The organism is Stenotrophomonas sp. STEN063 (assembly GCF_056854515.1).
Map to the genome: position 1 here is coordinate 1 of NZ_JBXFWF010000098.1, position 11434 is coordinate 11434.

Genomic DNA, 11434 nt, shown 5'->3' on the forward strand with positions numbered 1-11434 from the left:
GGGTGGCCTAATCGCAATACGCCGTGCTTGGGTTGTGCCCGTGCCTGGCGGGTCGGGGGCGTGCCGGTTACACGCTGCCCGAGGGGGGCGCGGCACTACAGGACCTCGCTTTGTGGGAGCGGCGTAAGCCGCGAAGCTGGCAATGCTGGAAGGCCGCAAAAGCCTACCCCTCCCCAACCCTCCCCTTGGCTTCGCCAAAGGGAGGGAGCCTAGTGCCGAGCCATGCTCGAGGGAGGGAGCACAGCTCAGCCCTTCGGCAGCTGCGCCAGCTCCTCGCGCACCAGCTTCACCACCAGCTTGTCCAGGGTGTCGACCGAATAGTTCTCCACCTCATGCACGGTCTCACTACCCGGGCCGCTGGAAGGATCACTGGCGTCCTTGTAGGTCAGGAAGATGAAACGCCCGCCGGTGTACTGGGCGATCTGCCGCTGTGCGATCTCACCGGTGGTGTCCTGGCCGGATGCCGCCACGCTCAACACCTTGATGCCCTTGCCCAGCGCGGCCAGCATGGTCTGTTCGTAGCGCGGCTGCGGGTAATCCATGTGCGGCGGCGCATCGGCCAGCGACACCAGCAGGCGCGTGGTCGAGGCACCACGCCAGCTTATCGCCTGCACGGCATGGTCGAAGGCCTCGTTCATTGCTTCCGGGTAATCGCCGCCACCATTTGCGCGCACGCCATCGAGCACGTTCTGGAAGCCGGCAACGTTGTTGCTCAGGTCCCAACCCCGCACGAAGTACTCGTCGCCACGGTCGCGGTAGGTCACCAGCCCCAGGCAGATGTCCGGGTTGGACGGCAGCTGGGCAATGTCACGGACGATGCCCTGCAGCGAGTCACGCAGCTTGTCGATCTCATCGGCCATCGAGCCGGTGGCGTCGACCATGAACACCAGGTCGAGCTTGGCCCGCGCCGGCAGCGGGGCATCGGCCACCACCACCTGCACTGCGTTCCTCTGTCCGCGTTGCAGGGCCGAGGTCACGGTCTTGCCGTCGCGCCGCACCTGTACCTGGTAGCTGGCTGAATCGCGGTCATCGAAGGCATTGGGATGCACCCATACCTGGCCACCGGCATCGGTGCGCGCCCACATCCGCGCGCCGTTGCGGGCGGTGACCGCCACCTCTGCGTCCGGCACCGGTCGGCCCTGCGCATCGACCACCTGCAAGCGCTGGCGCACGCTGACGTCGCGGCCAAGATTGTTGGCTTCTTCATGCCGCTGCAGGAACTGCTGGAACGCAGTGAAGTCGGCGTTGTCGTCAACGACACCGGCGGTGACTGGTGCCTGCTGCTGGCGCACGCTGCCAGTGCTGGTGATCGAGGCCATCGGCATTTCCGCGGCAGAGTAGCCTGCGTCGGCAGCAGCCTCGGCGCGGACTGCCAACGACGGTGGAGGTGGCGGCGCCGCGGGTGCTGGCATGGGCACCATCATCTTCGTGTCCGTCCTGTAGCTGTCCCTCTTGCGCATACGCACCTCGCCCGCCGCGATGTCGTGCTGCTGCGGCCTGGGGCTTGGATCGGCGACCTCGCGCAGTACCGGCGTGTCGCTGCAGACCGTGGCGTTCGGCGCACGGAAGTTGGGCTGGGTCTGGCGCGTGCGTTGCGTGGTTGGCGCCTTGAGGTCGCCGGTCTTGTCGGTCTTGTCGGTCACCGGGAACGGGGTATGGCGGACCGCCGCTATTACCGGCAGGCCGACCAGCAACGTTACCGCCGCAGCCAATGCCATGTTGCGAACCGCCGGCCGGTTTGAACCCTTTGCGCTAGCCATGATCCCTGCTCCCATGCTGGCCGCGTGATGCGGCGTACGGGGATAGGAACGGATGGGAATGGGGAGTGGGGTTAATGCCCCCTCCCTTTGGCCGCAGGCCAAGGGGAGGGTTGGGGAGGGGTTGGCTTTTGATCTTCAGGCTTTACCGGTAGCGCTGCTGTAGTGCCGAGCCATGCTCGGCAGAGGCTTTACCAGCGAAAAGCTGCCCTCACCCCAACCCCCGCTCCGCGCCCCGGCCCTTGCGCTGACGCAAGGGTGTTCGATGGGCAGCGAACCGTTGGTTCGCAAGCTGCCCCTCTCACCCCGCAAGCAGGAGAGGGGCTCGAAGCGTAGTGCAGAGCATGGCTCGGCACCACAGGGTCAATTCCTGTGCGCGGTGCCCAGGTACTCGGCGCTCTGCATCTCGATCAGGCGGCTGGCGGTGCGCTCGAAGGCGCCGGCCAGGCGGGTGCCGCTGTACAGCAGCGGCGGTGCGTCCTGGGCAGTGCAGACCAGGTTGACCTGGCGGTCGTACAACTCATCGATCAGGTTAACGAAGCGGCGCGCGGCATCTTCGTTGAGGCGATCGAAGTGCGGTATGCCACCGAGCAGCACGGTGGTGAACTCGCGGGCGATCTCGATGTAGTCCGACGGCCCACGCGGGCCTTCGCACAACGCGCTGAAATCAAACCAGGCAATGCTCTTGCCACGGCCACGCACCGGAATCTTGCGGCCCTCGATCTGGATATTGCCGCCGCGTGCTTCTTCGGCACCGCTCAGCTCCTTCCAGCGCCCGGCCAGCCAGGCATCGCTTTCCGCATCCAACGGCGCGCGATATACCGGCGAACGGGTCAGCGCACGCATGCGGTAATCCTCGGTGCCTTCGGCATACAGTTCGACGCAGTACTTCTCCAGCAAGGCAATCGCCGGCAGGAAGCTGTCGCGCTGCAGACCATTGAGGTAGAGGTTCTCCACCGCCGTATTGGAGGTGGTCACCAGAGTCACGCCCTCGGCGAACAACCGCTCCAGCAGGCGTCCCAGCAACATCGCATCGCCGATATCAGTGACGAAGAATTCGTCCAGCACCAGCACCCGCAGCTTGTCGCGCCATTGCTGGGCGATCTTCGCCAGTGGATCGCTTTGCCCCTGGTGCTCATGCAGCTGCTCGTGGATGCCGCGCATGAAACGATGGAAGTGGGTGCGGTACTTCTGCTCGATCGGCAGGCCGTCATAGAACAGATCGACCAGGAAGGTCTTGCCGCGGCCAACACCTCCCCAGAAATACAGGCCCTTGACCGGCTCGGGCTTCTTCCAGAACGCCGACAGCCGGTCCAGCCAGCCGTCCTGCGCACTGTCAACAATGGCCAGGTGGATGCGGTCCAGCTCGGCCAGCGCCGCATGCTGGGCGACATCGTCGCGCCAATCGCCGCGGGCCACGCCGGCGGCGTAGCGTTGTGAGGGGGTCATTGCATCCATGCTCAGTTGCTGCCGTCAGGCAGCCAGCGCCGCACTTCATGCTGGATGGCGCCGCGCAGGTCGATCAACTTGCGGTGGAAGAAATGCGAGGTGTCCGGCATGCGCACCAGCTGCGGCGGATTCGGCAGCGATTCCAGCCACTGGTACACGCCTTGTGCATCGACCACTTCGTCGGCATCGCCCTGCACTACCAGCCAGTTGGCCGGCGGCTGCACTTCGGAGAAGTCCCAGGTGCGGCGGCCAACCGGTGGTGCGATCGAGATCAAGGCCTGCGGTTGCAGCTGCGCGGCAGCGCGCAGCGACACATAGGCGCCAAAGCTGAAACCGGCCAGCCACAATGCGGCATCCGGACGCTCACTGCGCACCCAGTTGACCACCGCGCGCAGATCGTCGGCTTCGCCTTCACCATTGTCGTAGGTGCCAACCGAGGCGCCGACGCTGCGGAAGTTGAAACGCACGGTGGTGATGCCCAGGTCGCGCAGCGCGCGCGAGACCATGGTCACCACCTTGTTGTGCATGCTGCCGCCCTCGATGGACAGCGGGTGGCAGATGACGGCGATGATCGGACGCGCGGCGGACTCGCCATCGGGCAGGTCGACGCCGACTTCCAGCGGACCGGCCGGGCCGTCCAGCATCAGCATCGCCGATTCGTGGGGGAATGGGAGAGTTTGCATGTGGCCATAATAGCGGCCCCGTCCGGCGGCTTCACGCCTGCCCTTCACAACTGCCCAAATCCATGCATTTCCTTGTCCTGAGTGTGATCTGCAGTGTTCTGGTATCGGTGCTGCTGAAACTGGCGCCACGCCGCGGCGTCGATATCGCCCAGGCGGTGACCTGGAACTATCTCGCCGCCAGCGTGCTGTCGCTGCTGTTGCTCAAACCTTCCTTGCAGTCGCTGCAGAGCGGGCATACGCCGTGGCTGGCGCTGCTTGGCCTTGCCGTGGCGCTGCCCGGCATCTTCCTGGTACTGGCCCGCGCGGTGCGCGAGGCCGGCATCGTGCGCAGCGACGTGGCCCAGCGCCTGTCCTTGCTGCTGTCGTTGGCGGCCGCCTTCCTGCTGTTTGGCGAACAGGCCAATGGCTGGAAACTGGCTGGGCTGGGATTGGGCCTGCTGGCCATCGTTGGCGTAACCGCGCGTGATGGCGGAAAGGCAGAACGCTCGGGCTCCAGCTGGGGTTGGTTGCTGGGCGTATGGGCCGGCTTTGCCTTGATCGACATCCTGCTCAAGCAGGTGGCTGCGGCCGGAACGCCCTCCACCGCCGCCTTGCTGGTGAGCTTCGGCATCGCCTTCGTGCTGATGCTTGTGTGGCAGCTGCAGCGGCATGTCAGCGGCAAGAGCAGGTTGACGCTGGGCAATCTGGGTTTTGGCCTGCTGCTCGGGCTGCTCAACTTCGGCAACATTCTGTTTTACGTGCGTGCGCACCAGGCGTTGCCGCACAGCCCGGCGACGATTTTCGCAGGCATGAATATTGGCGTGGTGTGCCTGGGTGCGCTGGTCGGCGTGCTGGTGTTCGGCGAGAAGACCAGCGTGTGGAACCGGGTTGGCCTGGCGCTGGCGGTGGTGGCGATCGGTTTGATTGCGCGCGGGACGTTTTGAGGGTTCTGCTGGCTTTTGGCAAAAGCAAAGGCACCCCTCCCCGGCCCTCCCCTTGCCTGCGGCAAAGGGCGGCAGAAAACCGCCCCCCCCCCTTCGCCGCTGGCAAGGGGAGGGTTGGGGAGGGGTGCTCTTAAGCTTCTAGCTTCTAGCTTCTAGCTTCCAGCCTTACGGCTCAAACCCCAGCAACAACGGATCATGGTCCGAGCTGCGCCACGGCCCCGGCACATTGCGGCCCTGGTAACCAACCTCGTCGGCCTCGTCGGCATTGATATGCCACTCGGCCGCGCCCTTCAGCCGCGCGGCCATGCCCGGGCTCAGCAGCGCGTGGTCCAGGCGACCGGTCATGCCGTTGTAGACGTAGCTGTAAGGCTGCTGCACACCGGCAACCTTGAACGCGTCCTGCCAGCCGTCGGCATTCAAGGTGCGGATCGGGTCTTCCATCGCATAGGCGTTGAAGTCGCCCAGCAGCACCGCATCACGGCTGCCGCTGCCGGTCGGATCTTCCTGCAGCCAGCTGTGCAGCAACTTGGCCGATTCCACGCGGGTGGCGTTCCAGCAGCCCTGCCCGTCATTGCGGTCGGCATTTTCACCGCTCGCTTCCGAGCAGCCCTTGGACTTGAAGTGGTTGGCTACCACCACGAACGGCGTGCCCTTGCGACCCATGCGGAAGGCCTGTGCCAACGGCACGCGACTGCGTTCGCCAAACGGCTCGCGCTCCAGCACCGCCGGCTTGCCGACCGGGCTCACCCTTGAGGCGCGGTAGATGATGCCGACGCGGATCGGGTTGTCGCCCGGGCCCTTGCCGGCATCGACGAAGCGCCAATCGCCATCCTTGCCCTGCGCGGCATTGAGCGCGCGCACCAACTGATCGATCGCCGAGCCCGGGCCGTAGCCGTCGTTCTCCAGTTCCATCAGCGCAGCAACGTCGGCATTGAGGCTGCCGATGGTGGTGATCAGCTTGGCCTGCTGCGCCGCCTGCTGTTCGGCGGTCTTGGCGCCACGTAGGGTCGGATAGCCGCCGCCCTTGCCGTCGCCATTGAAGTAATTCTCCAGATTGAACGCAGCGATGCGCAGGCCGCCAGCCACCGTCGGTGGCTGCTGCGGACGCTCGGCATCCACGGCAACCGGGGCGGTCAGCTGCAGCCGATAGCCGCCATCGAAACGCTGGTCGACGATGCCCTGCACCTCGCGCAGCTGCGCGCCGCTGCGCAGCAGCTGGTCCGGCGCCAGATACGGCACCGCGCCCGGATCGCGCTTGCCGCTGGCATCGTCCAGGCGCAGGCGACGGCGGTTGTTGTCGGCAATCACCGCGGCTTGTTCAGGGCTGCCGGCGGCGGCCACTTCGCTGGGCTGCCACAGGCGGCCGCCGAAGGCAGCGGTCAGTTCACCATAGCGTGAGAGCTGGTCCTGGCCAGCCACGGTCAGGCCGGTCGGAATGCGCACCTGCATGCCTTCCAATGCTTCCCAGTTGGCGGGGACATCGGTCAACACCAGCGCCGCCGGTACGGGCCGCGCTGCGGCCGGGCTGATGGTCTGCGCCTGCAGCGTGGTCAGGCCCTGCTCGCTCTTGCCGGCAGCTTGCTCCTCGACGGTGCCGGTGATGCGCAGCCACTGGCCGACCTGCACGGCCTGTTCCTTGGGCAGTCGCACGAACAAGCCATCGGAAGTGGCGGCATCACCATCACCTGCGTCCTGCACGAAGATGCCGCCCAGGCCATCGCGCATATCGGCGGTCACCGCGCCCTCGATGGTGACGGTCTTGCCCGCATACGGGCTATGGTCGGTCGTGCCCTGCACGCTGCCGATCGGTAGTACGACAGACTTGGAAGGGGCAGCCAGCGCCGCGCCGGAACAGGCGGCAGCCAAGGCCAGGGCAAGCAAGCTAGGGGTACAACGCATGGACGCACTCCGGGGAAGACGGAAACACAAAGCGCCGCCCTGGTGGGGCGGCGCCGGCTATTCTGCAGCAATCGGGTCTATTGCCAGCTGCGTGAGTCTGGCGGCTTTCTATTTCAGATTGGCCAGCATCCAGTCCACGGTGGCGTGGATCTGCTCCTCGCTGAGCCCGGCATTGCCGCCCTTGGGCGGCATGATGCCGCCGTCCGGGCCCGTATAGCCCTCGATGGCGTGCTTGTAGAGGGTGTCCTTGCCCTGCGCCAGGCGTTTGTCCCAGTGGCTGTGGTCCAGGGTTGGCGCGTTGCCCACGCCGGTGGTGTGGCAGGCAGTGCACAGGCTGTCGAAGATGGTCTTGCCGTCCAGGGTGCCACCGTAGGCCCCGCTGGCGGCCGCAGCAGCTGCTGCTGCAGCGGCGGCGGCTGCCTGCGCCGACGCACCGGTAGCACCGGCGTACACCGCACCGATGGGTGCAATGCGTTGCTCGATGCGTTTGGTCGCGGTCGGCGACACTTCCTTGGGAATGACGTGCTGCAGGTAGGACGCGAAGATGATCAAGCCAATCGTGATGACGGCCAGGATGGCGATCACGATGGAAAAGCGTTTCAGGAACTCAAGGTCGTAATTCCGCACGTCTCATCACCCCGGGCGAGTTGTCGGTGGACCAGCAGCTGCTGGGCGAGTATAGACCAGCGTCCGCCTGCTCCCGCAATGCCCATGAACACGCGCAAAAGTGCGGCAATGCAGCATCCCAAGGTGGTTACAGCACTCAGTGCGGCAGCGGCGCACCGGCTGCGCGCAGGCATAGCGCACTGATCGCAGCGACCAGATGTTCGCCATCGCGCAGGCCATCGCGGCTGGGCGCGGTCGGCCCGACCAGGGCTTCGGTGAAGGCACCAACGATGCAGGCCGCGCTGATTTCCAGGTCCTGCGCCGGCAGCTCGCCAGCGCGCACGCCGTCTTCAAGGATGCGCTTGAACACGTCACCGAACAGCCGCCGGCAACGGATGCGCTCGGCCTCCACTTCCGGGTCGACCGGCTCGGCGATGAAGGCATAGGCGAGGCCCGGACCGGCCATGGCGCGTCGCACGAACGAAGCCACCGCCAACTGCAGCCGCTGCGGCGCCGGCAAGGGCTCATCGGCGATGGCGGCGAGGATCTCCAGCTCGTGCTCCACGGCGAAGGTCAGCACCTCCACGAACAGCTCGGCCTTGGACGGGAAGTGCCGGTAGATCAGCCCGGTCGATACCCCCGCCTCGGCCGCCACCGCGGTGATCGGCGCATTGCGATAGCCGCCTGCGGCGACCAGCCGGCGGGCAGCAGCCAGGATCCGCTCGCGGTTGCCCGCCAGCCGTTTTTCCATCAATTCCGAGCGCTTGTAAGCCATTTGTTGATTCTATGTTCAATTTTTGAATTTGTATTCACTTTTTAGCCGGGAGCCGTTAGGCTGCGCGCAAACGCCCGTGCCGACGGCCTGCCCGTCCCCCCAACCCGGTGCGCCCCTTATCGCCAAGCAGTACCGGAGCCAGCCATGCACGTCCCCACCCTGAATTTTGATCTGGGCGAAGAAATCGACATGCTGCGCGAAAGCGTGGCGCAGTTTGCCGCCGCCCACATCGCGCCGCTGGCCGCCGAAGCCGACGCCAGCAACCACTTCCCCAACCAGCTCTGGCGCCAGCTTGGCGAACAGGGCCTGCTGGGCATGACCGTGGAAGAAGAATACGGCGGCAGCGGCATGGGCTACCTGGCGCATGTGGTGGCGATGGAGGAAATCTCGCGCGCTTCCGGCGGCATCGGCCTGTCCTATGGCGCGCATTCCAACCTGTGCCTCAACCAACTGCGCAAGAACGCCAGCGAAGCACAGAAGCACAAGTACCTGCCCAAGCTGTGCAGCGGCGAACATGTCGGTGCTTTGGCGATGAGCGAACCAGGCGCCGGCTCTGACGTGGTGTCGATGAAGCTGCGCGCCGAGCTGCGCGGTGATCACTACGTGCTCAACGGCAACAAGATGTGGATCACCAACGGTCCCGATGCCGATGTCCTGATCGTCTATGCCAAGACCGACCCGGACGCCGGCTCGCGCGGCATCACCGCCTTCATCATCGAAAAGGGCATGAAGGGCTTCTCCACCGCGCAGAAGCTGGACAAGCTGGGCATGCGTTCGTCCAACACCTGCGAGCTGGTGTTCCAGGACTGCGAAGTGCCGGTCGAGAACGTGCTGGGTGCGGTTGGTGGTGGCGTCAAGGTGTTGATGTCCGGCCTGGACTACGAGCGCGTGGTGTTGTCCGGCGGCCCACTGGGCTTGATGTCGGCGGCGCTGGATGTGGTGCTGCCCTACGTGCATGAGCGCAAGCAGTTCGGCGAAGCGATCGGCACCTTCCAGCTCATCCAGGCCAAGCTGGCCGATATGTATGTTGGTCTCAATGCCTGCCGCGCTTACGTGTACGCAGTAGCCAAGGCCTGCGACCAGGGCCGCACCACGCGTCAGGATGCGGCCGGCGCGATTCTTTACTCGGCAGAGAAGGCGACCTGGGCAGCCGGTGAAGCGATCCAGATCCTCGGCGGCAACGGCTATATCAACGAGTACCCGGCCGGGCGCTTGTGGCGTGATGCCAAGTTGTATGAGATTGGTGCTGGTACTTCGGAGATCCGCCGCATGTTGATTGGGCGGGAGTTGTTCCAGAAGACCGCATGAATCCGCTTTAGCCCCTCTCCCTCCGGGAGAGGGGTTGGGGTGAGGGTCGGCGGCGAAGCCACTGCAGGAACAGATAGTTGCAGGCTGCGTCCCTACCCTCATCCGCCCCTTTCGGGGCATCCCCGCCTTCGCGGGGACAGGCTCTTCTCCCGAAGGGCGAAGGAAGATAAAAATCCAGGACCTCGGCCATGACCGTACTCACCTCCCAGCTGCAACCCGGCAGTGACAGCTTCGAAGCCAACCGCGCCGCGATGCAGGCCCAGGTCGATGATCTGCGCGCCACACTTGAAGCCACCGCGCGCGGCGGCAGCGATGCAGCCCGGGCCAAGCACAGTGCGCGCGGCAAGCTGTTGGTGCGCGAGCGTATCGATGCCCTGCTCGATCCCGGCAGCCCCTTCCTGGAGGTCGCGCCGCTGGCCGCGCACGGCATGTACGCCGATCCGGTGCCCGGCGCTGGCATGGTCGCCGGCATCGGCCGCGTCTCCGGGGTCGAATGCCTGATCGTCGCCAACGATGCCACGGTCAAGGGCGGCACCTATTACCCGGTGACGGTGAAGAAGCATCTGCGTGCGCAGGAAATCGCCCAGCAAAACCGTCTTCCCTGCATCTACCTGGTCGACTCCGGTGGCGCCTTCCTGCCACTGCAGGATGAAGTCTTCCCCGACCGCGATCATTTCGGCCGCATCTTCTACAACCAGGCCAACCTGTCGGCACAGGGCATTCCGCAGATCGCCTGCGTGATGGGCAGCTGCACCGCCGGCGGCGCCTATGTGCCGGCGATGAGCGATGAAACCGTCATCGTCAAGGAACAGGGCACTATCTTCCTTGGCGGCCCGCCGCTGGTGAAAGCGGCAACCGGCGAAGTGGTCAGTGCCGAAGAACTGGGCGGTGCCGACGTGCATACGCGCATCTCCGGCGTTGCCGACCATCTGGCCGACAACGACCTGCAGGCACTGGCACGGGTGCGTTCCATCATCGCCAACTTGAACTGGCGCAAGCCCGATGCAGGTGTTGCGCTGCAGGCCAGCGAGGCGCCGCTGCATGACGCGCAGGAACTGTACGGGGTTATCCCCAGCGACACGCGCAAGCCCTACGACGTGCGCGAAGTGATCGCACGCATCGTCGATGGTTCGCGTTTCGATGAATTCAAGCCGCGCTATGGCAACACCTTGGTCACCGGTTTCGCGCATGTGCATGGCCATCCGGTCGGCATCATCGCCAACAACGGCATCCTGTTCTCGGAGTCCGCGCTGAAGGGGGCGCACTTCATCGAGCTGTGTTGCCAGCGCAATATCCCGCTGCTGTTCCTGCAGAACATCACCGGCTTCATGGTCGGGCGCAAGTACGAGCACGGTGGTATTGCCAAGGACGGCGCAAAGCTCGTCATGGCGGTGGCCAATGCACGCGTGCCGAAGTACACGGTGGTGATCGGTGGTTCGTTCGGCGCCGGCAATTACGGCATGTGCGGTCGTGCGTATTCGCCGCACTTCCTCTGGATGTGGCCGAATGCGCGGATCGGGGTGATGGGCGGCGAGCAGGCCGCCAGTGTGTTGGCCACGGTCAAGCGTGATGGCATCGAAGCCAAGGGTGGTGCGTGGTCGGCCGAAGAGGAAGATTCGTTCAAGCAGCCGATCCGTGATCAGTTCGAGCAGCAGGGTCATCCGTATTACGCGAGTGCGCGTTTGTGGGATGACGGGGTGATTGATCCGGCGGATACGCGCAGGGTGCTTGGGCTGGCCTTGGCGGCCAGTCTCAATGCGCCTGTACAGGACACGCGGTTTGGTGTGTTCCGGATGTGATGGCGCTATGCGGCTTATTGTACAAAGAGCGGTGGATCAAGGGCTTTCACTCCCCTTCGGGGAGCGAGTTACTTTTCTTTGCTTGTGCAAAGAAAAGCTAACCAAAAGAAGCGCCCTTTCAACAGCCGAATGGCTGGTCAAGCACACCCTGCCTCCGCGCCCGGCACGCTGCGCGTGCCGGGTCCACTCCCCCGGTGGGATTTTTAGACAGGACATCCCAGTGGTGGGGAAAAAC

9 protein-coding genes are annotated in these 11434 nt (G+C 65.0%); 3 read left to right on the plus strand and 6 right to left on the minus strand.

Going from position 1 to position 11434, the window contains the following annotated elements; all coding sequences use genetic code 11:
- Positions 1-245 precede the first annotated feature (245 nt).
- The 3 genes from AC1VWL_RS18320 to AC1VWL_RS18330 form a co-directional block, all read right to left on the minus strand.
- The gene (locus AC1VWL_RS18320; RefSeq protein WP_482987632.1) at positions 246-1760 is read right to left on the minus strand and encodes a vWA domain-containing protein; all 1515 of its coding nucleotides are present in this window, start codon (positions 1758-1760) and stop codon (positions 246-248) included.
- Positions 1761-2120: 360 nt separating this feature from the next.
- The gene (gene zapE / locus AC1VWL_RS18325; protein WP_482987633.1) at positions 2121-3215 is read right to left on the minus strand and encodes a cell division protein ZapE; all 1095 of its coding nucleotides are present in this window, start codon (positions 3213-3215) and stop codon (positions 2121-2123) included.
- A gap of 2 nt (positions 3216-3217) precedes the next feature.
- Positions 3218-3889, minus strand: coding sequence for an alpha/beta hydrolase (locus tag AC1VWL_RS18330; protein WP_482987634.1), 672 nt, complete (start codon positions 3887-3889; stop codon positions 3218-3220).
- Between the two features lie 62 nt (positions 3890-3951).
- On the opposite strand from AC1VWL_RS18330, the gene AC1VWL_RS18335 reads away from it, so the two are divergent.
- Positions 3952-4812: an EamA family transporter gene (locus AC1VWL_RS18335; protein WP_482987635.1), complete on the plus strand. Its 861-nt coding sequence runs from the start codon at positions 3952-3954 to the stop codon at positions 4810-4812.
- 165 nt (positions 4813-4977) lie between these two features.
- Here AC1VWL_RS18335 and AC1VWL_RS18340 read toward each other — a convergent pair whose 3' ends face one another.
- The 3 genes from AC1VWL_RS18340 to AC1VWL_RS18350 all read right to left on the minus strand — a co-directional run bounded on the left by AC1VWL_RS18340 (position 4978) and on the right by AC1VWL_RS18350 (position 8092).
- The gene (locus AC1VWL_RS18340; RefSeq protein WP_482987636.1) at positions 4978-6711 is read right to left on the minus strand and encodes an ExeM/NucH family extracellular endonuclease; all 1734 of its coding nucleotides are present in this window, start codon (positions 6709-6711) and stop codon (positions 4978-4980) included.
- A gap of 108 nt (positions 6712-6819) precedes the next feature.
- Complete coding sequence (locus AC1VWL_RS18345; protein ID WP_296247531.1) at positions 6820-7338, minus strand: c-type cytochrome; 519 nt, start codon at positions 7336-7338, stop codon at positions 6820-6822.
- Positions 7339-7474: 136 nt separating this feature from the next.
- Positions 7475-8092, minus strand: coding sequence for a TetR/AcrR family transcriptional regulator (locus AC1VWL_RS18350; protein WP_296247529.1), 618 nt, complete (start codon positions 8090-8092; stop codon positions 7475-7477).
- Between the two features lie 144 nt (positions 8093-8236).
- On the opposite strand from AC1VWL_RS18350, the gene AC1VWL_RS18355 reads away from it, so the two are divergent.
- Positions 8237-9400, plus strand: coding sequence for an isovaleryl-CoA dehydrogenase (locus AC1VWL_RS18355; RefSeq protein ID WP_296247527.1), 1164 nt, complete (start codon positions 8237-8239; stop codon positions 9398-9400).
- Between the two features lie 188 nt (positions 9401-9588).
- On the plus strand, positions 9589-11199 hold the full coding sequence (locus AC1VWL_RS18360) for a carboxyl transferase domain-containing protein (protein WP_482987637.1): 1611 nt from the start codon (positions 9589-9591) through the stop codon (positions 11197-11199).
- The last annotated feature ends 235 nt before the right edge of the window (positions 11200-11434 follow it).